The following is a 23,642-nucleotide window of genomic DNA, read 5'->3' as shown; positions in this document are numbered from 1 at the left end:
CGTGGAGGCGTTGTCAGGCACGGTCTCACGCGGCATACGGCAAATCAATAAGATGTGACATGTTATATGTCTTATCTCGATCGCGCCCTTGGCTGCGAACCGGCCCGCAACGGTCCAGACGGGACGAATCGGGCTCGGGTGGCCTGGGTTCGGGGGTCGGCTGCCCGGCCGCACAGGTCCTGACAGGTGGCGGACGCGGCGCTGAACAAGGAGCGCGCGAGTTCCTCGTCGCGGCGCTGTCACGTTGGCCGACCGGGTGCGATGATCTTCTGATCGATCATGGCGGAGGGGATCATTCGTGGAGAGCACGTCGCCGTCGTACAGGGGTCACCGGTACCCGGTCGAGGTCATCTCCCACTGTGTGTGGCTGTAGTTCCGGTTCCCGCTGTCGTTCCGCGAGGTGGAGGAGCTGATGCTCCAGCGCGGTGTCGTCGTCTCCTGCGAGACGGTCCGGCGGTGGCGCCTGAAGTTCGGGCAGACCTACGCCGATGCGCTGCGCCGCAGGCAGCCCCGGACCGGGGACAAGTGGCATCTGGACGAGGTCTTCATCAAGGTCAACGGCGAGCGGAAGTACCTGTGGGGCGGGCCGTTGACCAGGACGGCAACGTGCTGGACATCCTCGTGCAGGGGCGGCGGGACAAGGCTGCGGCCAGGCGCTTCCCGCGCCGCCTCCTCAAGCGGACCCGCGCGGTGCCGAGGGCGATCGTCACGGACAAGCTCCGCCCCTATGGAGCCGCCCACCGCGAGGTCATGCCGTCCGTGGAGCACCGTTCCCACAAGGGTTTGAACAACCGAGTCGAGAACAGCCACCAGCCCACCAGGCAACGCGAACGCGCCATGAAGGGCTTCCGCTCCGCCGGCCCGGCCCAACGCGCCGCCGGCCCGCCCACCGCGGCCTGAACACACAGCTGCGACCCGACCCCACCACACCCCGACACACCCTCAGGCACTCTCGCACCCAACAACGTGACAACGCCGATCACGGAGCTCACCTCCGTGCTGGACGAGCTTAGCCAGACTGCGGAGGACGTACGGATTACGCGCAAGACGCTGCTGGAGCTGTCGGATCCGGCCCCGCCCGCGCCGCCGACATCCGCCCCGGAGCTGCCGGGTCGGGCGGCCTACCAGGAGATCATGGCGGCTTTCGCCCAGGCGGGCGGTCCGCTACGGGCGCGGGGCGTGTGCGACGGCGAGACGGACATTAGCTCTCGTTCCGCCCACCCGTCCGCCGCGATGGCGTTCGGCACTCCCCGGTCGGCCATCGCCGCAGCCAACGTCAACGACCGGTCGATGGGCACAACTTCGGCACCGTACTCGGAACTGAACGCCAGAGCCCCGTCGCCGGCCCCTGCCCCGACATCGAGAAACCGCCCACCCGCCTGGCCGCTGACGAGCTCTCGGAGGCGACGCTTGTAGGAGGCGTAGAACGGAGCAGTCGACAGGCGCTCCAACACAGCTACGAAGGCAGCCGGTTGCAGTTGGGCATCGACAGCCGCGAAGCCGTGTGGGACAGGGTGAGGCTTCATGGAATCACCGTAGAGCATGACCAAGCCGCATTGGCGTGCTCGGTCCGCACCCGCTCGCCCGCTCGGTGGACAGCGGTGCCGTATCGCCCCGGGGTGAGAGGTGGTTCGTCAGTCACACTCGGCGGCGACACACTCGAAATGGGCCAGCAGAGCCGCCGTGTCGGTCAGATCCGGCAGCACCACGCCGGCGCCGGCCTCACGAAGATCAGCGACGGAATGGACTCCGGTAGCGACGGCGACGATCTGAGCCCCGCTGGTCAGCGCGGCCTCGACGTCCCGGGGGTGTCACCAACCAGCACCACAGGTGTTGTTGCGGGAACGCCGTAGGCGGTGCGGACGCGGTCGCGGGCCACGGCGACAAGGGTCGCCCGGTCTAACGGTGGCCTTCGTCTGGCCCAAGGGACAGCTCAATGAGATGGGGTCCGGCCCTGGCCTCAGTGTGTGCCACCGACGCCTACCCGAGCAGGTACACCGCGTAGCAGCAGGTCAGATCGGTTCGGGAGTCACTGGTTCTTGTGGCTGGGGGTGGGTGTTTCGGCGGGTTGGTCTGCTTCGGTGGCGGCCCAGGCGGCGAGGAGTCGTAGCGAGTCATGGTCGGGGGTGCCGGGCGCGGTGGTGTAGGCGGTGAGGGTCAGGCCTGGCTGCGCGGGAAGTTCCATGGCGTCGAAGTCGAGGGTGATGTCGCCGACGGCGGGGTGGTGGAAGGACTTGCAGCCGGTGTGGTGCAGACGCACGTTGTGCTTGGCCCAGGCGGTGCGGAACTCCTCGCTGCGGGTGACGAGTTCGCCGATGAGCCCGGTCAGCTCGTTGTCGTGCGGGGCACGTCCGGCCTCGGTGCGCAGCAGCGAAACAGTGGTGTTCAGGGAGTCTTCCCACTGCGGGAAGAAGTCGTGGCCGCGTGAGTCGAGGAATTGGAAGCGCGCGATGTTGACCGGTTCCTTGGCGGAGCCGGTGTAGAGGGGGGAGTACAGGGCGCGGCCGAGTTGGTTGGCGGCGAGGATGTCGAGGCGGCCGTTGCGGATGAAGGCCGGGGAGTCGGTCATGGAGTCCAGGACGCGCAGGACGCTGTCGGGGATCGGGCCGCGGGTGCGCTTGGTGCGGCGCGCGGGTCGGTGGGCGACAGCGCGGGCCAGGTCGTACAGGTGGGCGCGTTCGGCGTCGTCGAGTTGCAGGGCACCCGCGATGGCGTCCAGGACTTCTTCGGAGGCTCCGGCGAGATGGCCGCGTTCCAGGCGGACGTAGTAGTCGATGCTGACGCCGGCGAGCAGGGCGACTTCCTCGCGGCGCAGGCCGGGCACGCGCCGGGTGCCCCCGTAGGCGGGCAGGCCGGCCTGCTGGGGGGTGATCTTGGCGCGGCGGGTGGCCAAGAACTCGCGGATGTCGCTCTCGGTGCTCACGCCCCCAGGTTAGGTCGGGTTCAGCGCGGCTGGGGGGTCCTGTCAGTACCTGTGACTCCAGTCCCTCCCTGGAGGCTTTGGTCTGCGGTTTTCTGGATATCGGCAGCAGCTTGCGACCCCGGTTCAACCAGGGGGACGGGCTGTGGCGGCTGCCGGAAGGCCGCCCTCGCCACACAGTGGTCGCAACCGGCTCATCTCTTGATCAAGGAGTAATCCCATGGCGAAGCAGTCCGCCCCGCAGGAGCTGGCCGCCATCGCGCCCAAGCTCGTGGAGGTCACCAACGAGATCCTGTTCGGTGACGTGTGGGAGCGGCCGCAGCTGTCGCCGCGTGACCGCAGCCTGGTCACGGTGAGCGTGCTGGCCGCCCTCTACCACGCCGAGCAGCTCGGCTACCACCTGGGCGTGGCGCTGGACAACGGCCTGAGCGTGGAGGAGCTGTCCGAGGCGATCACCCACCTGGCGTTCTACGCGGGCTGGCCCAACGCCATGACCGCGATCAACCAGCTCAGGAAGATCGCCGACGAGCGCGACGCCAGCTGACATCCACCCCCCTATCGCGTCATCATCCGAATGGAGTACCCCCTCATGAGCAAGGTCTTCCTGATCACCGGTGCCGGGCGCGGCCTGGGCGCGGACATCGCCCGCCAGGCCCTCGCTGCGGGCCACCCGGTCGTGGCCACCGGCCGCCGACCCGAGCACGTTCTTCACGCACTCGGCGGGGAACAGGACAACCTCCTGGCCACCGCCCTGGACATCACCGACCCCGCTGCCGCGCAGCGCGCCGTCCAGGCCGCCACGGACCGCTTCGGCCGCATCGACGTTCTGGTCAACAACGCCGCCAACTTCTACGCCGGCTACTTCGAGGAGATCTCGGACGCGCAGATGCGCGCCCAGATCGAGACGAACCTGTTCGGGCCGATGAACACCACCCGCGCTGTGCTGCCCGTCATGCGTGCCCAGCGCGAGGGGCACATCATCACGATCTCCTCCCTCGCCGGCCTGATCGGGCTGGAGTTCTGCGTCGCCTACGCCGCCGCGAAGTTCGGCGTCGAGGGCTTCATGGAGTCCCTGGCCTACGACGTCGAGCCGTTCAACATCCGCACCACCATCGTCGAGCCCGGCTTCTTCCGCACCGACCTGCTGGTCGACTCCTCCACCACCTGGGCGGACCTGTCGATCGACGACTACGCCGAACGGACCGCCGCCACGAAGAAGCAGTGGCAGTCGATGAACGGCCAGCAGCCCGGCGACCCCGCCAAGCTCGCCGCCGCCCTGCTGACGATCGCCGGCCAGGACAAGCCCCCGGCGCGCTTCGTCGCCGGAGCCGACGCGATCGACGCCGTCGCCGCCAAGGCCAAGGACCTGCTCACGCAGGCCCACGCCTCGCGCGCGCTCGGCGGAGACCTGGCCCACGACGACGCCAGGGCCTGAAGAAGCAGCACGACCCACCGCGCCAGCAGTGCCGGTACGCCACGCGACCCCAGAACGCCAAACGCAGAAAAGGGAGAAACACCCCATGGAACTCGTCAAGAAGCAGCCCACCACCAAGGCCCCGTCCGACTGGTTCGCCGGCGACGTGTGGTTCGACGTGATCTACGCAGGCCAGGAGCCCTCGCGGATGCGCGCCAACCAGGTCCGCTTCTCCCCAGCCGCGCGCACCAACTGGCACTCCCACGCCGTGGGCCAGACCCTGCACGTCACCTCGGGCATCGCCCTGATCGGCACCCGCGACGGCACCATCCTGGAAGCCCACCCCGGCCAGACCGTCACCTGCCCGCCCGGCGAGGAGCACTGGCACGGCGCCACCCCGGAACTCTTCATGGAGCACATCGCCCTGTGGGAGGGCACCGGCGACAGCGCCCCCGAGACCACCTGGCTGGAGCCGGTCACCGAAGAGCAGTACAACGGCCCGCGCGCCAGCGCCCACTGACCGCATCCGGACGCTCGACGGCTCCAGGGGAACGACCGTGAGACGGAATGCGGTGACCTCGGAATGAGACACCGGGAAGAAGCCCAGGTCGATGGGCAGGAAAGGGCCATTGTGAATGCGGTCCTACAGCACGCCGAACTCCTCGGCCGCTTCGGCCACCTGGGGGTCATCCCGGACCAGTGGCCGCACAGCACTGTCCAGGGCGTCTTCCACGGCGTCACCGCTGAGCAGTTGCGGCAGCTGGAGGAGGAGGCCCGGGCCGAACTCGCTGACGTGGCACCGTTCGACCTCCAGCTCGGCCCGACCTGGCCCGGCGTCACCGCCATCACCGTCGCCGTCTACCCGGAGGGCCCGATGGCCGCCCTCAACCACCGAGTCCGGGCTGCGGCCGAGCGGGTCGAGGGGATCGAGCTGCGTCCACCGGCGGCACGCTTCTGGCCGCACACCTCCCTCGCCTACGCCAAAGCCCAGGAGTTGCATCCTGCGGACGACGTGTCTCTGAACCCGGGGGCTGCGGGAGCTACGGCCCGAGCGCGTGACCATCACCGTCGACGCGGTGCATCTGGTGATGCGGACCCAAGACCCTGCCGCGGGCTACTACCGGTGGGAGCCGGTCGCCGAACTACCGCTCGGCGGTACCGGGGCAGCCTGCTGATCCCATGAGCCATACCCGGTGCCACCGGCCGATTCCTGCCCGGCCCCAGGGGCCGGGCCCTGCCGGGATGTAGGTTCGCATCTCCGGTGCCCCTTCGCGATGACGATGGCCCATGTCTGGCCCCTGGACAGCAAGATGAGACGAACGGCTGTCGCCGAGAGGGACTGCCCGGCCGTGGGGCGGCATTCACGAGTTCTCCATCCTGGGGGACCGGTGCGATGGATGATGAAGGCTCATGTCGAAGTGCACTCGTGGGAGGCTCAGACGTGGCGATGAACCGAGATCCCCTCGCAGCGCGGACGCCTGCGGAGATGCTCGACAGCTGTCGAGCGCGCGCCGAGCAGGTCGGGAGACGCCTCTCGCGGTGGGATGGCGCAGATCCGGCGGTTGGCTGTGCACTCGACGCAGGGCTTCTCCATCTCGGCCAGGTGCACGAACGCGGTGTCCTCGTCCGGAGTTCAGAAGGCGCCCTCGATGGCATGGGCTCAGGCGGCACGGGTGACCTGGCCGGGCTGCGAGTCTCCCTACGCCTCAGCAACCCGAACGAGAGGTCTAGACCGAATGGTCTAGACCTCTCTTCTTTTGACGGTCAGCAAAAGGTCAGCATCAGTACGAGTAGACGCTGCCAAAGGCAGTTAAAGACGGGACTCGCCTCCGGAGCTCACGGGACTCAGCGTGCGTCGCTGAACCCTGCCGAGCGCCGCTTCCACAGTCGGTTGCGACCAAGCCGGCCGCCGCTCGCACCGCGTGCGGACACGCCCACCCAACCACACAAAAGGCCAGGTCAGCGGGCCCTTCCCCGGGGCTTGAGGGGCACCGGCGGCAGCGTCGGCGCGGCCAGCCGCTCCCCGTCATAACCGTGCACCTCGCCAAACCTCGTGCCTTCCATCCAGTCCGACCGCGCCTGTACGATCTCCTCACTGGATCGGCCGATGAAGTTCCACCACATCAGGATCCGCTCCTCGAACGGCTCCCCGCCCAGCAGCAGCAGCGAGCTGTCGGTGCGGGCCAGCAGGGGCAACTCGCGGCGGCCGCAGCCGAGGTAGAGGATCGCGCCGGGCTCCAGGCGGACGCCGTCCACGTCGACGCTGCCGCTTATCGCCAGGGCGGCGTACTCGAAGTGCGGTTCCAGCGGGAGGCGGGAGGAGCTGCCCTCGCTGAGGGTCAGGTCGACGCCGGCCAGGGGGGTGTAGGTGGCGCCGGGCGAGGTGGCGCCGTCGACCGAGCCGAGGATCACGGTGCCGTGCAGGCCGGGTGCGGTGATCTCGGGGAGTTGGGCGTGGTGTTCGAAGGTGGGGGCGGTGTGCCGGTGGGAGTCGGGCAGGGCCACCCAGAGCTGGGCGCCGTGCAGCAGGCGGGCGTGCTCGCGCGGGGACTCCTCGGAGTGGGAGATGGCGTGGCCCGCGGTCATCAGGCCCAACTCCCGTGGCCGCACGGTCTGCAGACTGCCCAGGCTGTCGCGGTGCAGCACCTCGCCCTCGTGCAGCCAGCTGACGGTCTGCAAGCCCATGTGGGGGTGCGGCGGGACCTGCATGCCGGGCTCGTCGGCGATGTCGTCGGGGCCGTAGTGGTCGACGAAGCACCAGGCGCCGACCATCCTCCGGCCGAGGTTCGGCAGCAGCCGGCGGACCTCGGTGCTCTCACCGAGCCGCACGTTCCGCCCCGCCAGCAGGTCGCGGACGGGGCCGGCGCTCGCGTCGCCACCGCACAGGGTGGCGGCGGGCTTGAGATCAAGGTTGCTCATCAGGCCACCGTAGCGCTCGCTTTGGCGCGGCGGTCCGCCCGCCACCGGACGATCACTCGGTCTGCGGCGGGCTGACGCCTCCTCAGTCGTCCGCCCGGCCCAGCAGGTTGCGCCCGAGGCCGGTGTCGGCCAGCTGCCGCAGGCCCTGCTGCGCCAGCGCCGCGGCGGGCTGCAGGACGGCAACCGTGCCGACCCGGGTACCCGCCAGACGGTCGGCCACCGAGCGGCGCTCTCCGGTCAGGGCCGGGAGCGCGTTGGCCCAGAAGACCAGCACGGCGAGGGCCCACAGCACCGCCGCGACCAGGAACGCCCCGCCGGCCAACACGCAGCAGGCGACCGCGAAGCAGCCGATGTCGGCCACCGCCGTCACCGCGCCACGGATCGCGGCGGGCCGGCGCCGCAGGCCACGCCGCAGCCCGCCCGGCGCCGCGGCCGACAATGCGCCCGACACGGCGTCCAGCACGGCGCCCGACACCGCAGCCGGCAGCACGCCATGGACCCGCAGTCCGAACAGCGCCTTGCCCAGGGTCCGGCCGGCCAAGGCCAGCGTCGCGAACTGGTAGAGGAAGGTGAGCAGCACCAGGGCGACGAAGCCCTGCCGCACGTCGGAGATGGCCGAGTGCCAGAGCGAGAGCCCCAGCCCCTCGCCGGCCCCGACGTAGTCGCCGCGCGACTTGAGCAGTTGCCAGACGCCCTGCCCGGCCAGGCCGGGGACGTTGACCAGCATCGCGCCGATCCGATGGAAGGTCAGCACGCCGAGCAGCGTGGCCAGCCCGAGGACGAGTGCGAAGTCGACCAGCCAGGCCAGCCCACGCCGGAACAGCCCGACCCGCTGAGTGAGAGGAGCCGGAAAGCCCAGTACCGAGCCGGAGGACGGGAGGCCCGGCCCGCCGGACGGCAACGGGTAGTCCGGCCCCGCACCGGGCCCCACGCCGGTCCCCGCACCAGGCCCCGCACCGGGCCCCACGCCCGACCCCGCACCGGACCCCGGCCGGCTCAGTGCGCGCACGCCCACCCCGCGCCCGCCGTGGCCGCCTCGGCCTGCGCCCGCAGCGCGCGGACCGCCTCGGCCGGGTCGGCGGCCCCGTAGACGGCCGAGCCGGCGACGAAGACGTCCGCGCCGGCCTCGGCGCAGCGCTCGATGGTGGTGGCGGAGACGCCGCCGTCCACCTGGAGCCAGAGCTCGAGGCCGTGCTTGGAGATCAGCTCCCGGGTACGGCGGATCTTGGGCAGCATGATGTCCAGGAAGGCCTGGCCGCCGAAGCCGGGCTCGACGGTCATGATCAGCAGCATGTCCAGCTCGGGCAGCAGGTCCTCGTAGGGCTCGATCGGAGTGGCGGGCTTGAGCGCCATCGAGGCGCGGGCGCCCTTGGCCCGGATCTCCCGGGCGAGCCGGACCGGCGCGGCGGCGGCCTCGACGTGGAAGGTCACCGAGCCGGCCCCGGCCTCCACGTACTGCGGGGCCCAGCGGTCGGGCTGCTCGATCATCAGGTGGCAGTCCAGCGGCGTGCTGGTCGCGCGGGCGAGCGACTCCACCACCGGAACGCCGAGCGTGAGGTTGGGCACGAAGTGGTTGTCCATCACATCGACGTGCAGCCAGTCGGCACCGCGCACCGCCTCGGCCTCCTGGGCCAGGCGGGCGAAATCCGCGGACAGGATGCTGGGGTTGATCTGGCTTCGTCGGTCCAGTGTGGAATCGCTGAGATCCGACGGGCTGATCTGGGCCATGACCGACTACCTTCGCGCGAGGGCTGGGGCGCCACGGGAAACGGGCGCCTCGTCCCATCATCCCGCGCCGCGTCACCGGCAACCGCACGCCGTGACCCCCGGGTGACCGTCATCACATCCCGGTCGGGGTTACCGGGGCCGCCGCCGTGGTCATCAGCACTGGGCGGCCGCCAGTGCCCACCGGGCCGTCCCCATACAGCGAACTGCCCGTCCAGCCGAACTGCCCGTCCAGCGAACTGCCCGTCCAGCGAACTGGCCGCCCAGCCGGCAAGCTCCTCCGAGGAAGGTCTCCCGATGTCCGATCCCGTCCACCCCGCCCGCGCGTTGTGGTGGCTCTTCGAGCCGGTGTACGCCGTCACCTTCCTCCAGCCCGAGAGCCGGGCGGCCTTCGAGGCGGCCGGGCTGGACGGCGGCTGGCGCGGCTACTTCGCCGGCCGCTCGGCTCCGCTGGGCGCCGTGGACGCGCCGCCGGTGATCGCCGCGTTCTTCAGCTTCTCCCCGGCGATGGTCGAGCGCGCCCTGCCGGACGTGTGGACGCACGCGAGCCCCGAACAGGCGCTGGCCGCCCGGACCGAGGGCTCGGCGGCGGCGCTGGTCCGACTGCTGGAGCCGGTGAAGCCCGAGCAGGTCGAGTCGGCGGCGACCGCGCTGGAGGAGGCGGCGGCCCGGTTGGACTGTGCCGGCCGGGTGCTGGCCGCCGCCAACGCCGCGCTCCCCCGGCCCGCGGACGTGTACGGGCGGCTGTGGCAGGCCGCGACCGTACTGCGCGAGCACCGCGGGGACGGCCATGTGGCCGCGCTGGTCGCGGCCGGGTTGGACGGCTGCGAGGCGCCGGTGCTCCACTGCGCGCTGGACGCCAGCCGCGAGGTGCTCCAGCCGCTGCGCGGGTGGACGGACGAGGAGTGGGAGGCCGCCGCGGCGCGGCTGGTCGAGCGGGGCTGGCTGACGGCGGAGGGGGCGGTCACCGAGCTCGGCCGGATCCGGCACCGGTCCGTCGAGGCCGCCACCGACCTGGCCGCCGGCCGCGTGTGGGAAGGCCTGCCGCACGACGAACTCGACCGCCTGACTGCCGCCTTGAAGCCGATCGCGGCGCTCTGTCGCACACAGATGCCGATCAATCCACTCGCGATGCCGCCGGTGCATCAGTAAGGCCGGCCGGACGCCGGGGCGGCCCGAGAGCAGTCCCCCCGCCCCGCGCAGGCTCAGGCCCCGACCGGGGTGCGCTCCAGGACGATCACGTCGTACCGCTCCTCGACCGGCGCCACCGCTCCCCGGGGCACAGCACCGCCGTCAGCCACACCACCACCGCAGTCAGCCACCCCACCGCCACCACCGCCACTGCCCCGCGCGAGCTCCGCGTCCAGTCGCGCCAGGCCCGCCGCGAACTCCGCCTCGGTCAGCGCGAGGAACTTCGACTGCGCCCGCCCGGCGATCCGCTCCCGCCACTCCCGCAGGTCGAGCGCCGTCGGCCGGCTGAAGGAGTGCACCCGGTGCACGGCGAAGTCGGCGGCCGACGTGAAGTCCTCGACGATCTGACGCTCGCTCGGAAAGCGCTCGGCGTCGGTCTCCAGCAGCCGGGGCCAGTAGCGGTACACCGGCGCGTCCAGCCGCTCCCGCACAGTGGTGCGGATCACCAGCCGCCCGCCCGGCCGCAGCGCCCGGGCCAGTTCGCGGGCGGCGGCCGGGCGGTCCGGCAGGTGGTGGACCACCCGGGAGAGCAGCACCAGGTCGACGCCGGCGTCCGGCATCGGCAGCGCCTGCGCCGAACCGGCCAGGTAGCGCACCCGCGGGTGAGCGTTGTGCCGCTGCGCCTCGGCCAGCATCGGCGCGGACGGCTCCACTCCGGTCACCTCGGCATCCGGCAGAACCTCGGCCAGCGCGGCGCAGAACATCCCGGTACCGGCCCCGACCTCCAAAACGGCACGGCCACCTGACGCGTAGCCGGCGATCAGCTCCGCCCAGGCCCGCAGCGAAGTGGCCGGCATCTCGTTGCCGCGCTGGTAGACCGAGGCCAGCCGCGGGTCCTGGTAGGCGTCGCGCTCCTCGGGTGCGTCCTGCTCCTGGCACGCGCCCACCAGCCGCGGCACCCCGCTGCCCGGCCCTGCCGCCCCTGCCGCCCCCGTCATCCCTCTTGTCCCTCTCGTCCCCATTGTCCCCATCGTCCGCTCAGCACCGCAGTCGACCCGTAGCCGCTTCCCCGGAGGATCCGCTACATTCAATCCGCACCGTCTCGAAACTCCTCGACTCCCCTCGAAACTCCTCGGGACTCCTCGGGACTCCTCGGAGCTCCTCGAAACCCCTTGACAGGCTTAGGAGCTGACCCTATGTCACCCTCGTCGTCCCCGACCACCATCATGATCACCGGCGCCACCGACGGCCTGGGCCGCGCCCTCGCCCTGCGGCTGGCCGCGCCGGATACCCTGCTGATCCTGCACGGGCGTTCGGCCGAACGCGCCACCGAAGTCCAGCAGCAGGTCCGGGCGGCCGGCGGGGCCGCCGAGATCCGGCTGGCCGATCTGGCCGACCTGCGCCAGGTGGACCGGCTCGCGGACAGCGTGCTGGCCGACTTCGACCGACTCGACGTGCTGGTCAACAACGCCGGCGTGGGCACCGGCGGGCCGAAGGATGTCCGCCGGGAGTCCGCCGACGGCCTCGAACTGCACTTCGCCGTGAACTACCTGGCCGGCTACCTGTTGACCGAGCGACTGCTCCCCCGCCTCCTCGAGACGCCCGGCGCGTCGGCCCGGATCGTCAACGTGGCCTCGGCCGGTCAGCAGCCGATCGACTTCGCCGACCCGCAGATCACCAAGGAGTACAGCGGGACGGCGGCCTACTGCCGCAGCAAGCTCGCCCAGATCATCTCCACCTTCGACCTGGCCGACCGGCTCGCGGTCGACAACCGGCCGGTCACCGTGAACGCCCTGCACCCGGCGAGCTACATGGCCACCACCATGGTCCGGGAGTCCGGGGTGGAGCCCTGGAGCACGGTGGAGGAGGGCGTCGAGGCGACGCTCCGCCTGGTCACCGGAGCCGCCGGCGCCAACAGCGGCCGCTACTACAGCGGCCGCCGGCCGGCCCGGTCCGACGCCCAGGCCTACGACGCCAACGCTCGCCTCCAACTGCGGGCCCTGTCCGATGAGTTGATCGCAAACGCGGTCGGCCGCGCGAACTGATCCGCGGCCGGCGCAAACCAGGCCTGCCGATCCGACCGACCCGACCGGCCCGACCGACCCCACCGACCCGGTCAGCCAACCCGGCCCGGCAGGTTCACCAGGCGTACGCCTCCGGTGCGGGCCGGTGGCCCGGGAAGATCTCGTCCAGTCGCTCCAGCGACTTCTGATCGAGCGTCACATCCACGGCCCGCACCGCCGCCTGCAGTTGGTCGAGGGTGCGCGGCCCGACGATCGGGGCGGTCACGGCCGGCCGGGTGAGCAGCCAGGCAAGCGCGATGTCGCCGGGCTCATGGCCGAGTTCGGCGGCGAAGTCCTCGTACGCCTGGATCTGCTCGCGCTTGGCGGCCAGCGCCTCCACCACCCGCTCACCGCCCCGCCGCACGCCCTCCCGCTCGTTGCGCAGCACGCCGCCGAGCAGGCCACCGTGCAGCGGCGACCAGGGGAGCACGCCCAGGCCGTACGACTCGGCGGCGGGCAGCACCTCCAGCTCGACGGTGCGCTCCAGCAGGTTGTAGTAGGACTGCTCGCTGACCAGGCCGAGGAAGTTGCGGGCCTTGGCGGCTTCCTGGGCGCGGGCGATGTGCCAGCCGGCGAAGTTGCTGGAGCCGACATAGATGATCTTGCCCTGGGCGACCAGCACCTCCATCGCCTGCCAGATCTCCTCCCAGGGAGTGGCCCGGTCGATGTGGTGCATCTGGTAGAGGTCGATGTGGTCGGTGCCCAGCCGCTTCAGGCTGGCCTCCACCGCCCGGCGGATGTTGAGCGCGGAGAGCTTGCCCTCGTTGGGCCAATCCCCCATGTCCCCGTAGAGCTTGGTGGCGAGCACCGTCTTCTCGCGGCGCCCGCCACCCTTGGCGAACCAGTCGCCGATGATCTCCTCGGTGCGCCCGAGGTGCACCTGCCGCCCGTAGGTGTTGGCGGTGTCGAAGAAGTTGATGCCCTGCTCGTGCGCGACGTCCATGATCTGGTGGGCGTCGGCCTCCTCGGTGAACGGACCGAAGTTCATGGTGCCCAGGCAGAGACGAGAGACGCGCAGGCCGGTACGGCCGAGGTAGGTGTACTCCATGATCCCACCCTCCGCCGCACCGACCCCTGCTGTCCAGCACTTTCGTGAGAAGTCCGGAAGCCGACCCGACCGGCCTGAACGATCGTCAGTTCGCCCAGGCCGCAAGTGACACCGGTGCCGCCAGCGCTGCCGGTGCCACCGTCACCGGCCGTGCCGCTGGTAGCTGCGCACCGCGAGCGGCCCGCAGATCAGCAGCAGCACCACCGACCAGAGCAGGGTCGCCGTCACCGGGTGGTGCAGCGGCCAACCCGCGCCGCCGCTCACGGGGTTGCCGAACAGCTCCCGGGCCGAGGCGACCACCGAGCTGATCGGGTTCCACTCGGCGATCGCCCGCAGCCAGCCCGGCATGCCGCCGGTCGGGACGAAGGTGTTGGTCACCATGCTGATCGGGAAGGTCAGGATGGCCAGTTGCCCGGCCACCTCCTCCCGCCCGGCGGCCAGGCCCAGGCAGGTGCCGAGCCAGGTCATCACGAAGCGGAAGAGCAGCAGCAGTCCGAAGCCGGCCAGCGCGTCGCCCAAGCCGTGGTGGGCCTGCCAGCCCACCACCAGCCCGACCACCGCGAGCAGCGCCAGCACCACGGTGCTGACCAGCAGGTCGGCCAGCGCGGTGCCGAGCAGCACGCCGAAGCGCGAGACCGGCATCGAGCGGATCCGGTCGGCGGCGCCGCGGTCCAGGTCCCGGGCCGCGCCGACCATGGTCGGCATCACCCCGTTGACGCTGACCATCGCGAACAGGCCCGGCATCAGGAACGCGCGGTAGTTGCCGCCGGGCACCTGCATCGCGCTGCCGAAGACGTAGCCGAAGACCACCACCATCACCACCGGCACCGCCAGTGAGGCGGCCACCAGGCCGGGCGAGTGGCGGTAGTGCAGCAGGACCCGTCGGGCCGAGGTGAGCGCGTCGGCGAGCGGATCGGTGAGGCTGCGACGCGGGCTGCCGAACGCCGGGAGCCGGACGGTGTCAGGAGTCGTGACAGACATCAGGCCGCCACCTCCGCCACGGCACCCGCACCGGTACCGGCGTCCGCGCCAGAACCATCACCAGCACCAGCCTCTCCGGTCAGCGCCAGGAAGACGTCGTCCAACGTCGGCGTGCGCAGCGCCACGTCCCGCGCGGCCACCCCGTCCTCGTCCAACGCCCGTACCAGGCCTGGCAACGAGACCTCCCGCCCGGGACGGGAGACCACCGAGAGCAGCAACCGGTCGGCGTCGGCGTGCGGCTCACCCCCGGTCAGCGCGGCCAGCACCCGTGCGGCGGCGGGCAGTTCACCGGCACTGCCGACAGCCACCTCCACCCGGGCGCCGATCGAGGCCTTGAGCCGGTCAGGTGGACCGTCGGCGATCGCCCGGCCCTGGCCGATCACCAGGACCTGGTCGGCCAGCCGGTCCGCCTCGTCCAGGTACTGGGTGGTGAGCAGCACGGTGGTGCCGGTGCCGGTCAACTCCCGTACCGCGTCCCAGATCTCGCCGCGACTGCGCGGGTCGAGGCCGGTGGTCGGCTCGTCCAGGAAGAGCACCGGCGGGCTGGTGACCAGGCAGGCGATCAGGTCGAGTCGGCGGCGCTGCCCACCCGAGTAGGTGCGCACCAGGCGGTCGGCCACCGCCGCGAGCCCGAACCGCTCCAGCAGGTCGGCGCTACGGCGGCGGGCCTCCCGGGCACCGAGGTGGTGGAAGCGGCCGACCAGCTGCAGGTTCTCCCGCCCGGTGATCCCCTCGTCGACGGCGGCGTGCTGCCCGGCCAGCCCGATGCTGCGGCGCACCTGCTCGGGCTCGGCCACCACGTCGAACCCGGCCACGGTGGCGCTGCCCTGGTCTGGCGAGGCGAGCGTGGCGAGGATCCGCACGGCGGTGGTCTTGCCCGCGCCGTTCGGTCCGAGCAGGCCGTAGACGGTGCCGGCGGGGACCGCCAGGTCGAGCCCGGCCAGCGCATGGGTCTTGCCGTAGCGCTTGGTCAGACCCTGGGCGCGGACGGCGAGGTGTTCTCGGGACATGACGGTTCCCTCCGAAGTTCTAGGTACGTTGTACGTAGAAGCGAGCTGTGCAGCACAGTACTACGTACGTGGTACGGAGTAAAAGCCTGCCCGGACCCCGCCCGAACCGCTCCTAAGATGGGGAGCCGAGAGGTGATCAACCCGTGCCGTCCAGCAAGCCCACCCCCCAGCCCACCCCCAAGCCGGAATCACAGCCCGCCCAACAGCCCACCCCGCAGCCCGGAGCCGAGCCGCCGGAGCTCATCTGGCTGCGCCCCGAGCGCGCCGGACGCGGGCCGCGCCCCGCGCACAGCCGGGCCTCGATCGCCCGCGCGGCGATGGAACTCGCCGACGCCGACGGGCTGGAGGCGGTGACGATGCGTCGGATCGCCGGGGAGCTGGGCGCCGGCACCATGTCGCTCTACAACTACGTGCCGAAGAAGGAGCAACTGCTCGACCTGATGCTCGACGCGGTCTGCGGCGAGTACCAGCTGCCCGATCACCCGTCCGGCGACTGGCGCGCCGACCTGCGGCTGCTGGCCCGCCAGCAGCTGGCCATCCTGCGCCGGCATCCCTGGGCGGTCACCATCGTCCGGACCCGAGCCTCGTTCGGCCCGAACAGCCTGCGGGTCACCGAGTTCTTCCTCGGCGCGCTGGCCGACGCCGACCTGAGCGGCGGGCAGAAGATGGAGGCGCTGGCGATGCTGAACGGCTTCATCTGCCAGTTCGTCGACTGGGAACGCGCCACCGTCGCGGCCGGCCAGGACGTCCAGCAGTGGCAGCGCGACCTGGTCAGCTACCTGACCGGCGTGGTGACGAGCGGCGACTACCCGAACATCGCCGCCGCCCTGGCCTCCGGCAACGCGCCGATGGACCCGCAGGCGTCGTTCGAGCGCTTCCTGGACAAGCTGCTGACCGTACTGGTGGAACGCTAGGACCCCAGGCCCGCACGCCACTTCAGCGGCACTAGGCTGACTTCATGATCACCGTACTGGTCAACGGCCTGCCCGGCGCCGGAAAGACCACCCTGGCCCGCGCGCTGGCCGCCGAGTTGGGGCTGCCGCTGTTCAGCAAGGACTCCGTCAAGGAGACCCTGGCGGACAACCTGGCCCCCCTGCGCCCGGCCGGCTGCTCGGACCTGGAGTGGAGCAAGATCCTCGGAACGGCCTCCGGCGAGACCCTCTGGACACTGCTCGCCGACGCCCGGGGCGCGGCGGTGCTGGAGACCCCGTGGCTGGCCCCGCTGCGCCCGATCGTCCAGGCGGGGCTGCGGCGGGCCGGTGTGACGGAGGTTCAGGAAGTCTGGTGCGAGGTCCCGTTGGAGCTCGCCCGCCGCCGCTTCACCGCCCGGATGACCGAGCGGCACCCGGTCCACCCCGAGCGGGACGGCCGCTGGGACGGCCGCTGGGAGGACTGGTCCCGCGACGCCCGACCCCTCGCGTTCGGCCGGGTGCACCGGGTGGACACCAGCGCACCGGTCGACGTCGCGGCCCTGGCCGCCGCCCTGCGGGCCGTCCAGGGTCTGCCCGCCGCCTGAAATCCGATGTATTTGTCCCTATGCTCGGGAATATGACGATTCAGCGCATGGACAACGTCGGCATCGTCGTCGACGACCTCGACGCCGCCGTCGCTTTCTTCACCGAACTCGGCATGGAGCTGGAAGGCAGGATGCCGATCGAAGGAAGCTGGGCGGGAGACGTCGTCGGGCTCGACGACATGCGGAGCGAGATCGCGATGATGCGGATCCCGGATGCCCCGGGCCGGCTCGAACTGGCGAAGTACCACGCCCCGAAGGCGATCACCCCCGAGCCGGAGATCGCCCCGGCGAACACGCTGGGCCTGCACCGCGTCATGTTCGCGGTCGACGACCTCGAGGACACCCTCGCCCGCCTCCGCCCGCACGGTGCCGAACTCGTCGGCGAAGTGGCGCGCTACGAGGACAGCTACCTGCTCTGCTACCTGCGCGGGCCGAGCGGAATCATCCTCGCGCTGGCCGAGCAGCTGAGCTGAGCATCCGCCCTCGGCGGCCACCCTCGGTCACCGCGCGGCCGGTCACCGCCCGCCGGCCACCGCCCGCCGGTCACCGCCCGCCGGTCACCGCTCGCGCGGCAGACCGTCTGGGCCGCGATCCTCACGCGGTGCGCCGCAGCAGCGCCAGGTACATCGCGTCCGTCCCGTGCAGGTGCGGCCAGAGCTGGATGTCCGGGCCGTCCCCGAGCGAGGGCACGCCCGGCAGCAACGGCCGCGCGTCCACCCACTCGACGTCGGTGCGGCCGCGCAGCACGTCGTCCACCACCGCGCGGGTCTCGGCCAGGTGCGGCGAGCAGGTCGCGTAGCCGACCACGCCGCCGACCCGCACCGAGTCCAGCGCCGAGCGCAGCAGGTCGCGCTGGAGCGGGCCGAAGCCGGCCACGTCCTCGGGGCGACGGCGCCAGCGCGCCTCGGGACGGCGGCGCAGCGCCCCGAGACCGGAGCAGGGCACGTCGACCAGTGCCCGGTCGAAGCTGCCCGGACGCCAGGCCGGCCTGGTCCCGTCAGCGGTGATCACGGTGTACGGGCCGGGGTTGCCGTCCAGCGCCCGGGCCACCAGGCGGGCCCGGTGCGGCTGGCGCTCGCTGGCCACCAGCGCGGCCCCCCGCTCGGCGGCCAGCGCGCCCAGCAGCGCGGCCTTGCCGCCGGGGCCGGCGCAGCCGTCCAGCCAGAGCCGGTCGCCGCCCTCGATGGGCGCTGCGGCCAGCGCGAGGGCGACCAGCTGGCTGCCCTCGTCCTGGACACCGGCCAGGTTCTGCTGGATCGCCTCCAGCGAGCCCGGGTCGCCGCCCTCGGCCAGCCGCACCGCGTACGGGGACCAGCGGCCGGGCGTGCTCTCGGGCAGTTCGGCGGCGAGCCGGTCCACCGCGATCCGGCCCGGCCGGGCCACCAGGGTGACCTCGGGACGCTCGTTGTCGGCCCGCAGCAGCTCTTCGACGGCCGAGCGTCCGGCGGCCTGCGGCTGCCAGCGGCCGAGCGAGTCCCAGAGCGCGGAGACCACCCAGCGCGGGTGCGAGTGGACCACGGCGAGGTGGTCCTCGGCGTCCTGCTCGTACGGCGGGGCGACCTGGGCGATCCACGCGTCCAGGTCCTGGGCGCTGATCCGGCGCAGCACCGCGTTGACGAACTTGGCCCGGCCGTCACCGACCTCGGCCCGGGCCAGCTCCACGGTCGCCGAGACGGCGGCGTGGGTCGGGATCCGGGTGGCGAGCAACTGGTGGGCGCCGAGCGACAGGACGTCCAGCACCGGCGGGTCCACCTCGCGCAGCGGGCGGTCGATGCAGGCGGCGATGATCGCGTCGTAGGTGCCCTGGAGGCGCAGCGTGCCGTAGACCAGCTCGGTGGCGAGCGCGGCGTCGCGGCGGTCCATGCCCTTCTGCTCGGCCTCACGCAGCAGCGAGGGCAGGATCAGGTTGGCGTAGGCGTCGCGCTCGTCGACGGCACGCAGCGCGCGGAAGGCGACGCTGCGCGCCGGGTCCTTCTTCGGCCGGCGGTGCGGGCGGGGGGCGCGCTTGGCGGGCTTCGACGGGGTGGCGGGGGTGCTCATGGGGACCTCAATGTGCTGCGGAGTTATCAGAAACGGTAACGCTAAACCTCAGGGCCATGCCCCGCGACCACGCGGCAGCACACGCCTCGGACCACGCACCACGGACGGCGGGGCCGCCCCCTCAGGCCGCACCCAGCCGCTCGCCGCTCTCGATCCGCACGCCGCGCGCCCAGTCGGCCGCCCGCATCGGCTTCTTGCCCTGCGGCTGCACCTCGCCCAGCTCGATGTCGTGGCTGCCGGTGCCCGCCCGCACCGCGTTCTTGCTCACCGCGAGCTCGCCGGGGGCCAGCTCGGCGGCGTCGGTGAGCAGCTTCACCGGGCCGGAGAGCTTCAGCCGCTCGCCCCGGAAGGTGGTCCAGGCACCGGGGGCGGGCGCGCAGCCGCGCACCAGGCGGTCGATCCGCAGCGCGGGGTGGTTCCACTCGATCCGGGCGTCCTCGACGTTGATCTTCGGGGCCAGGGTGATCCCGTCGGCCGGCTGCGGGACGGCGACCAGGCTGCCGTCCTCGATCCCGTCCATGGTGGCGGCCAGCAGGCCGGCGCCCGACCTGGCCAGCCGGTCGAGCAGCACGCCACTCGTGTCGGAGGGGCGGATCTCCTCGGTGAGCACGCCGAACACCGGCCCGGAGTCCAGGCCGCGCTCGATCAGGAAGGTCGAGGCACCGGTCACCTGGTCGCCGGCCAGCACCGCGTGCTGGACCGGCGCCGCGCCGCGCCAGGCGGGCAGCAGCGAGAAGTGCAGGTTGACCCAGCCACGCGCGGGGATCTCCAGGGCCGGCTCGCGCAGCAGCGCGCCGTAGGCGACCACGGGGCAGCAGTCTGGGGCCAACTCGGCCAGCCGCGCCAGGAACTCCGGCTCGCTCGGCTTGGCGGGCTTCAGCACCTCGATGCCGGCCTCCGCCGCCCGCTGCCCGACCGGGCTGGCGACCAGCTTGCGCCCGCGTCCGGCGGGAGCGTCGGGACGGGTGACCACCGCGACCACCTCGTGCCGCTCGGAGGCGAGCAGCGCCTCCAGCGCGGGGACGGCCACCTCGGGGGTTCCGGCGAAGACGAGACGCAAAGCAGGTCCCTTTCATAACAGGAGAGTTGACGGTTGATCAGGTCAAGCAGAGTTGATCAGGATCGATCGGCAGGCGGACGCGAGAGGTCAGCCAACGCGGGACGTCAGCGCACCGGCCCGAAGGTGCTGTGCGGCGATATCCGCACCTCGGGCGCCGGGCCGCTGCCCCAGTCGGCCTCGCGGATCGCCCGCATCGCCTCCTTGCGCAGCTCCCGGTCGAGGCGGTCGATGAAGATGATCCCGTCCAGGTGGTCGGTCTCGTGCTGGATGCAGCGGGCCAGCAGTTCGGTGCCCTCGACGGTCACCGGGTCGCCGTACTCGTTGAAGCCGCGCGCCACCACGCCGTACGCGCGCTTGGTGTCGAAGCGCAGCCCGGGCAGCGAGAGGCAGCCTTCGGGGCCGTCCTGCTCCTCCTCGGTCAACGACAGGTCGGGGTTGATCAGATGACCCGTCACCCCACCCACGTGGTAGGTGAAGACCCGCAGCGAGATCCCGAGTTGGGGCGCGGCCAGGCCGGCGCCCGGCGCGTCGAGCATGGTCTCGGTCAGATCCTTGACCAGCGTGCGCAGTTCCTTGTCGAAGGTGGTCACGGGCTGCGCCTTGGCACGCAGCACCGGGTCACCGAAGATCCGGATCGGCTGGATCGCCACGGCGGCGGCTCCTTCGGGTCGGGGTGGTCACGCGGGCAGCACGTCAGTCTATGCGGTGGCGCCGAGCCGCCCGGGCCCACCCGGCTCGGCCGAACACGGACGACCCGGTACGGACCGTTGGAACCGGAGCTGCCGGACGCGTGACCCCGGACCCTGCTTCGGCGTTGGTCAAAGCAGATTGACCGTGAGTTTCACCGGGCCGGCGCGAGGCCCCATCATTTGCACGGAAGGTGGCCTGAGCACGATGGCCGAGCAGATCAACCACGACACCCGGGCACGGGCGAGTCTGCACCTGCTGGTGCGGGACATCGAACGGGTCCGCCGCCAGGTCGACGCCCTGCGGACCCTCACCGCCCAGTTGGGCAACGTCTACCGGCCGCGTCGCCCCAGCAACTCCGGCGGCTTCGTGGTGTACGGCCGGGCGCCCGCGCCGACCGTGCGCCTGGCCCAGGAGCTGCGGGAGAGCGTGGAGACGCTGGTCGCGGCGGCGGTGGAGTTCGACCGGGCGCTGGGCTTCTCCTGGGACTCGGTGGGCTCCGCCCTCGGGGTGACCAAGCAGGCGGTGCACCGCCGTTACGGGATGCGCCGCTCGGCGGCCGAGCTGCTCGGCGCGGCCGGTGGCGCGCCCGCCGCCGGACCGGCGCTCGGCGCTTCGCTCCCCGCGCCCAGCAGCCCGCGCGACGACCGGATCGCCGAGGAACCGGCGCCCGCTCCGGAACCGGCCTCGGCGGCGCTGGCCCGCTCGGTGCCGGCCGCCCGCCAGGGCGGCCTGGACCGCTCCGGGATCCCGCTGCGCGGCTGACCGGACCCACCGGACGACCCGACAAGCACACCGAGCACACCAAGCACACCAAGCACACCAACCGCAGTACCCGCACCAACCGCGCGGCGCGCGCCTGGCCGGCCCTCTGCGGGCCCCGGCCAGGCGCCCAGGCCGGTCACTCAACCGTCCCCGCACCGACCACCCAACCGGTCCCCGAGCACCCAACTGGTCACCGCACCGCTCACCGGCCCCGGTCGCGCGACCGGCCCCGACCTCAGCAGCCGACCACCGGCCGGCTCACCCGATGTCCAGCGGGTCGATCCGCACCTTCACCGGCTCAGCCCCGCGCAGCGCCACCCGGGCGATCTGAGCCGCCTTCAACGCGGCCGCCAGCGCCCCGCCCTGGCCAGGGCGCACCCGCAGCAGCGCGCGCTCCTGCTCCTGACCGCGCAGCGGTGGCAGCGGGACCGGGCCGAGCACATCGGCCTCCTCCGGCAGCCGGGTCACCGCCAGCAGATCGGCCACCGCACTGGGCGTGCCGGTGACCGCCGCCATCCGGGAGACCGGGGGGAACCCGAGCTGGGCCCGCTCCGCGAGCTCCAGGTCGGCGTGCCCGGCCGGATCCCAGCGGACCAGCGCCTGCACCGGACGCGCGGTGGGCTCGGCCACGATCAGCACCAGGCCGCCCTCCCCCGCCGGGCGGACCAGCGCGGCCGCCGCCAGCCAGAGCCGCAGCGCCTCCTCACCCGAGCGCAGGTCGGGCCGGCTGAGCAGCGCCCAGCCGTCCAGCAGCAGCGCGGCCGCGTACCCGCCGCCCTCGGCCACCGGCTCGGCCCCGGGCGTGGAGATCACCAGAGCCGGCTCGTCCGGCACGCTCGCCAGCACGGCGTCCCGGCCCGAGGTGCGCACCGGGATCCCCGGGAACGCCTTGCCCAGCTCCTCGGCCGTCCGCCGGGCCCCGACCACCTGGGCCCGCAGCCGGAACGACCCGCACTCCTCGCAGTGCCAGTCCTCGGCCACCATGCCGCACCAGGCGCAGCAGAGCGCCTGGTCCGCGCCGAGCGCCTCCAGCGGGCCGGCGCAGCTCCCGCAGCGGGCCGGGGTGCGGCAGCGCCCGCAGGCCAGCCGGGGGACGTAGCCCCGGCGCGGCACCTGGACCAGCACCGGACCGCTGCGCAGCGCCTCGCGGGCCGTCTGCCAGGCCACCGTGGGCAGCCGGGCGGCCTGCGCGGCGGCATCCCTGGCCTGGTCGCCCTCCTCGACGGTGCGCACCCGGGGCGCCACCTCGCGCACGGTGGCACGGTCGGCGGCGAGCGGGCGGGCCCAGCCGGTACGCAGCAGCTGCGCGCCCTCCACCGTCATCGCGAGCCCGCCGAGCAGCACGGCGGCGCCCTCCTCGGCGGCCCGCAGCAGCGCGACCTCGCGCACGTGCGGGTGCGGGGCGCGCGGGTCGCTGTGGCTGCTGTCGCCGTCCGACCAGACGATCAGCAGACCGAGGTCGTGCACCGGCGCGAAGACCGTCGCCCGGGTGCCGACCACGGCGCGCACCGAACCCCGGCTGACGGCCAGCCAGTTGCGGTAGCGCTCCTTGGGTCCGAGGTCGGCGGTCAGCACGGCGTGCCGCTGCGAACCGCCGAGCAGCTCGGTCAGCGCGGCGTCGACCCGGGCGACGGCCCGGCCGTCCGGCAGCACCGCCAGGGCGCCGCGCCCGCCGGCCAGCGCGGCGGCGATGGCGGTGGCGATCTCGCGCGGCCAGTCGGGGCCGGGCAGCGCCGTCCAGACGGCGCGCGGCGCGTGCCCGGCGGTGACGGCGGCCAGGTACTCGGGGCCCTGCGGGTAGCGCTGCCAGCCGTCGGCGGCCGGCGCGGCGAGCGGCGGCAGCGGGGCCGGCGAGGGCTCGACCTCGGCCTTGGCGTGCCGGGGCGGCACGGCGAGCTGCAGCACGTCGGCCAGGGTGCCGGCGTAGCGGTCGGCGATGGTGCGGCTGAGCTTCAGCAGGTGCGGGGTCAGCACCCGCTCGGGCGAGAGCACCTGGGCCAGCGGGGCCAGCGGCCCGGCGTAGTCGCTGCTGGCGAGCCGGGCGACGATGAAGCCGTCGTGCAGCTCGCCGCCCTCCCGCCGGCCGCCCGCGCCGACCCGGGCGCCGAACCTGACCCGGACCCGGACCCCCGGCTGCGCCTGCTCGGCCATCGCGACCGGCACGGCGTAGTCGAAGAACTGGTCGAGGTGGAGCAGGCCCTTGTCCACCACGACGCGGGCCACCGGTAGCTCCTCCGCCAGGTGCGCCCCGTGCCAGGTGCGCGGCTTGGCCCGGCGGACCGTCTCGCGGATCAGCGCCAGTTGCTCGGGCGGCCCGCCCGGCGGGGTGTCGTCGCTGCTCATCTGCCTTTCCGCCCCCTTCC

At 72.6% G+C, this 23,642-nt stretch carries 22 protein-coding genes and 2 pseudogenes; 11 read left to right on the top strand and 13 right to left on the bottom strand.

Features of this window, described 5'->3' with window-relative positions:
• Positions 1–298: 298 nt before the first annotated feature.
• Positions 299–873 (top strand): annotated as a pseudogene (locus OG403_RS31705) (IS6 family transposase); the annotation flags it as partial.
• Positions 874–1,634: 761 nt separating this feature from the next.
• On the opposite strand, the gene OG403_RS31700 reads toward OG403_RS31705, so the two are convergent.
• Together OG403_RS31700 and OG403_RS31695 are read right to left on the bottom strand one after the other, a co-directional pair.
• Positions 1,635–1,769, bottom strand: a complete 135-nt coding sequence (locus OG403_RS31700; RefSeq protein WP_329572667.1) for a hypothetical protein — start codon at positions 1,767–1,769, stop codon at positions 1,635–1,637.
• 260 nt (positions 1,770–2,029) lie between these two features.
• On the bottom strand, positions 2,030–2,923 hold the full coding sequence (locus tag OG403_RS31695; protein WP_329570475.1) for a helix-turn-helix transcriptional regulator: 894 nt from the start codon (positions 2,921–2,923) through the stop codon (positions 2,030–2,032).
• Between the two features lie 217 nt (positions 2,924–3,140).
• On the opposite strand from OG403_RS31695, the gene OG403_RS31690 reads away from it, so the two are divergent.
• The 4 genes and pseudogenes from OG403_RS31690 to OG403_RS36795 all read left to right on the top strand — a co-directional run.
• Positions 3,141–3,464: a carboxymuconolactone decarboxylase family protein gene (locus OG403_RS31690; protein WP_329570474.1), complete on the top strand. Its 324-nt coding sequence runs from the start codon at positions 3,141–3,143 to the stop codon at positions 3,462–3,464.
• 45 nt (positions 3,465–3,509) lie between these two features.
• Complete coding sequence (locus OG403_RS31685) at positions 3,510–4,355, top strand: SDR family NAD(P)-dependent oxidoreductase (protein WP_329570472.1); 846 nt, start codon at positions 3,510–3,512, stop codon at positions 4,353–4,355.
• A gap of 85 nt (positions 4,356–4,440) precedes the next feature.
• On the top strand, positions 4,441–4,854 hold the full coding sequence (locus OG403_RS31680) for a (R)-mandelonitrile lyase (RefSeq protein WP_329570470.1): 414 nt from the start codon (positions 4,441–4,443) through the stop codon (positions 4,852–4,854).
• Between the two features lie 63 nt (positions 4,855–4,917).
• Positions 4,918–5,271 (top strand): annotated as a pseudogene (locus OG403_RS36795) (hypothetical protein); the annotation flags it as partial.
• Positions 5,272–6,293: 1,022 nt separating this feature from the next.
• Here the strand turns inward: OG403_RS36795 and OG403_RS31670 are convergent.
• The 3 genes from OG403_RS31670 to rpe all read right to left on the bottom strand — a co-directional run bounded on the left by OG403_RS31670 (position 6,294) and on the right by rpe (position 8,981).
• Positions 6,294–7,253 (bottom strand): pirin family protein, encoded by a 960-nt coding sequence (locus OG403_RS31670; RefSeq protein WP_329570468.1) that lies wholly within the window; start codon positions 7,251–7,253, stop codon positions 6,294–6,296.
• A gap of 82 nt (positions 7,254–7,335) precedes the next feature.
• On the bottom strand, positions 7,336–8,184 hold the full coding sequence (locus tag OG403_RS31665; RefSeq protein ID WP_329570466.1) for a hypothetical protein: 849 nt from the start codon (positions 8,182–8,184) through the stop codon (positions 7,336–7,338).
• Between the two features lie 65 nt (positions 8,185–8,249).
• Positions 8,250–8,981 carry a ribulose-phosphate 3-epimerase gene (gene rpe, locus OG403_RS31660; protein WP_329570465.1) on the bottom strand — a complete coding sequence of 244 codons (732 nt, stop codon included), beginning with the start codon at positions 8,979–8,981 and terminating at the stop codon, positions 8,250–8,252.
• A 294-nt stretch (positions 8,982–9,275) separates the two neighbouring features.
• Between rpe and OG403_RS31655 the strand changes: the two genes are divergently transcribed.
• Complete coding sequence (locus tag OG403_RS31655) at positions 9,276–10,130, top strand: SCO6745 family protein (RefSeq protein ID WP_329570463.1); 855 nt, start codon at positions 9,276–9,278, stop codon at positions 10,128–10,130.
• Positions 10,131–10,183: 53 nt separating this feature from the next.
• Here OG403_RS31655 and OG403_RS31650 read toward each other — a convergent pair whose 3' ends face one another.
• Complete coding sequence (locus OG403_RS31650; protein WP_329570461.1) at positions 10,184–11,107, bottom strand: class I SAM-dependent methyltransferase; 924 nt, start codon at positions 11,105–11,107, stop codon at positions 10,184–10,186.
• Between the two features lie 198 nt (positions 11,108–11,305).
• On the opposite strand from OG403_RS31650, the gene OG403_RS31645 reads away from it, so the two are divergent.
• The gene (locus OG403_RS31645; RefSeq protein WP_329570459.1) at positions 11,306–12,154 is read left to right on the top strand and encodes an SDR family NAD(P)-dependent oxidoreductase; all 849 of its coding nucleotides are present in this window, start codon (positions 11,306–11,308) and stop codon (positions 12,152–12,154) included.
• 94 nt (positions 12,155–12,248) lie between these two features.
• Here the strand turns inward: OG403_RS31645 and OG403_RS31640 are convergent, their stop codons facing one another.
• The 3 genes from OG403_RS31640 to OG403_RS31630 all read right to left on the bottom strand — a co-directional run bounded on the left by OG403_RS31640 (position 12,249) and on the right by OG403_RS31630 (position 15,211).
• A complete protein-coding gene (locus tag OG403_RS31640) occupies positions 12,249–13,220 on the bottom strand; it encodes an aldo/keto reductase (protein ID WP_329570457.1) in 972 nt (323 codons plus the stop codon).
• A 141-nt stretch (positions 13,221–13,361) separates the two neighbouring features.
• The gene (locus tag OG403_RS31635; protein WP_329570455.1) at positions 13,362–14,201 is read right to left on the bottom strand and encodes an ABC transporter permease; all 840 of its coding nucleotides are present in this window, start codon (positions 14,199–14,201) and stop codon (positions 13,362–13,364) included.
• Positions 14,201–15,211, bottom strand: a complete 1,011-nt coding sequence (locus OG403_RS31630) for an ATP-binding cassette domain-containing protein (RefSeq protein ID WP_329570453.1) — start codon at positions 15,209–15,211, stop codon at positions 14,201–14,203. Before OG403_RS31630 ends, OG403_RS31635 begins: the two co-directional genes overlap by 1 nt.
• Positions 15,212–15,354: 143 nt before the next feature.
• Here OG403_RS31630 and OG403_RS31625 point away from each other — a divergent pair, with 143 nt between their 5' ends.
• From OG403_RS31625 to OG403_RS31615, 3 genes are read left to right on the top strand one after another with little or no spacing between them, the layout of a single operon-like run.
• Positions 15,355–16,125, top strand: a complete 771-nt coding sequence (locus tag OG403_RS31625) for a TetR/AcrR family transcriptional regulator (protein WP_329570452.1) — start codon at positions 15,355–15,357, stop codon at positions 16,123–16,125.
• Positions 16,126–16,169: 44 nt separating this feature from the next.
• The gene (locus tag OG403_RS31620) at positions 16,170–16,727 is read left to right on the top strand and encodes an AAA family ATPase (RefSeq protein WP_329570450.1); all 558 of its coding nucleotides are present in this window, start codon (positions 16,170–16,172) and stop codon (positions 16,725–16,727) included.
• A gap of 32 nt (positions 16,728–16,759) precedes the next feature.
• Entirely contained in the window at positions 16,760–17,200 is a 441-nt protein-coding gene (locus tag OG403_RS31615; RefSeq protein ID WP_329570448.1) for a VOC family protein, read from the top strand.
• A gap of 121 nt (positions 17,201–17,321) precedes the next feature.
• Here OG403_RS31615 and OG403_RS31610 read toward each other — a convergent pair whose 3' ends face one another.
• The 3 genes from OG403_RS31610 to def all read right to left on the bottom strand — a co-directional run bounded on the left by OG403_RS31610 (position 17,322) and on the right by def (position 20,477).
• Positions 17,322–18,767, bottom strand: a complete 1,446-nt coding sequence (locus OG403_RS31610) for an RsmB/NOP family class I SAM-dependent RNA methyltransferase (RefSeq protein WP_329570446.1) — start codon at positions 18,765–18,767, stop codon at positions 17,322–17,324.
• Between the two features lie 121 nt (positions 18,768–18,888).
• The gene (gene fmt, locus OG403_RS31605; protein WP_329570444.1) at positions 18,889–19,827 is read right to left on the bottom strand and encodes a methionyl-tRNA formyltransferase; all 939 of its coding nucleotides are present in this window, start codon (positions 19,825–19,827) and stop codon (positions 18,889–18,891) included.
• Positions 19,828–19,931: 104 nt separating this feature from the next.
• On the bottom strand, positions 19,932–20,477 hold the full coding sequence (gene def, locus OG403_RS31600; RefSeq protein ID WP_329570442.1) for a peptide deformylase: 546 nt from the start codon (positions 20,475–20,477) through the stop codon (positions 19,932–19,934).
• A gap of 244 nt (positions 20,478–20,721) precedes the next feature.
• Between def and OG403_RS31595 the strand changes: the two genes are divergently transcribed.
• Positions 20,722–21,279 carry a hypothetical protein gene (locus tag OG403_RS31595; RefSeq protein ID WP_329570440.1) on the top strand — a complete coding sequence of 186 codons (558 nt, stop codon included), beginning with the start codon at positions 20,722–20,724 and terminating at the stop codon, positions 21,277–21,279.
• Positions 21,280–21,537: 258 nt separating this feature from the next.
• Here OG403_RS31595 and OG403_RS31590 read toward each other — a convergent pair whose 3' ends face one another.
• On the bottom strand, positions 21,538–23,622 hold the full coding sequence (locus tag OG403_RS31590) for a primosomal protein N' (protein WP_329570438.1): 2,085 nt from the start codon (positions 23,620–23,622) through the stop codon (positions 21,538–21,540).
• Positions 23,623–23,642 lie beyond the last annotated feature (20 nt).

Source organism: Kitasatospora sp. NBC_01266 (genome assembly GCF_036242395.1).
Classification (GTDB): Bacteria; Actinomycetota; Actinomycetes; order Streptomycetales; family Streptomycetaceae; genus Kitasatospora.
This window is presented reverse-complemented; position numbering and strand designations above follow the sequence as displayed.

Coding starts and splice junctions, on each gene's coding strand:
- OG403_RS31685 (WP_329570472.1), top strand. CDS start 3,510: ATGAGCAAGGTCTTCCTGATCACCGGTGCCGGGCGCGGCCTGGGCGCG.
- OG403_RS31670 (WP_329570468.1), bottom strand. CDS start 7,253: ATGAGCAACCTTGATCTCAAGCCCGCCGCCACCCTGTGCGGTGGCGAC.
- OG403_RS31680 (WP_329570470.1), top strand. CDS start 4,441: ATGGAACTCGTCAAGAAGCAGCCCACCACCAAGGCCCCGTCCGACTGG.
- OG403_RS31650 (WP_329570461.1), bottom strand. CDS start 11,107: ATGACGGGGGCGGCAGGGGCGGCAGGGCCGGGCAGCGGGGTGCCGCGG.
- OG403_RS31615 (WP_329570448.1), top strand. CDS start 16,760: ATGACGATTCAGCGCATGGACAACGTCGGCATCGTCGTCGACGACCTC.
- OG403_RS31655 (WP_329570463.1), top strand. CDS start 9,276: ATGTCCGATCCCGTCCACCCCGCCCGCGCGTTGTGGTGGCTCTTCGAG.
- OG403_RS31595 (WP_329570440.1), top strand. CDS start 20,722: ATGGCCGAGCAGATCAACCACGACACCCGGGCACGGGCGAGTCTGCAC.
- OG403_RS31620 (WP_329570450.1), top strand. CDS start 16,170: ATGATCACCGTACTGGTCAACGGCCTGCCCGGCGCCGGAAAGACCACC.
- rpe (WP_329570465.1), bottom strand. CDS start 8,981: ATGGCCCAGATCAGCCCGTCGGATCTCAGCGATTCCACACTGGACCGA.
- OG403_RS31630 (WP_329570453.1), bottom strand. CDS start 15,211: ATGTCCCGAGAACACCTCGCCGTCCGCGCCCAGGGTCTGACCAAGCGC.
- OG403_RS31690 (WP_329570474.1), top strand. CDS start 3,141: ATGGCGAAGCAGTCCGCCCCGCAGGAGCTGGCCGCCATCGCGCCCAAG.
- OG403_RS31610 (WP_329570446.1), bottom strand. CDS start 18,767: ATGAGCACCCCCGCCACCCCGTCGAAGCCCGCCAAGCGCGCCCCCCGC.
- OG403_RS31640 (WP_329570457.1), bottom strand. CDS start 13,220: ATGGAGTACACCTACCTCGGCCGTACCGGCCTGCGCGTCTCTCGTCTC.
- OG403_RS31645 (WP_329570459.1), top strand. CDS start 11,306: ATGTCACCCTCGTCGTCCCCGACCACCATCATGATCACCGGCGCCACC.
- OG403_RS31590 (WP_329570438.1), bottom strand. CDS start 23,622: ATGAGCAGCGACGACACCCCGCCGGGCGGGCCGCCCGAGCAACTGGCG.
- OG403_RS31635 (WP_329570455.1), bottom strand. CDS start 14,201: ATGTCTGTCACGACTCCTGACACCGTCCGGCTCCCGGCGTTCGGCAGC.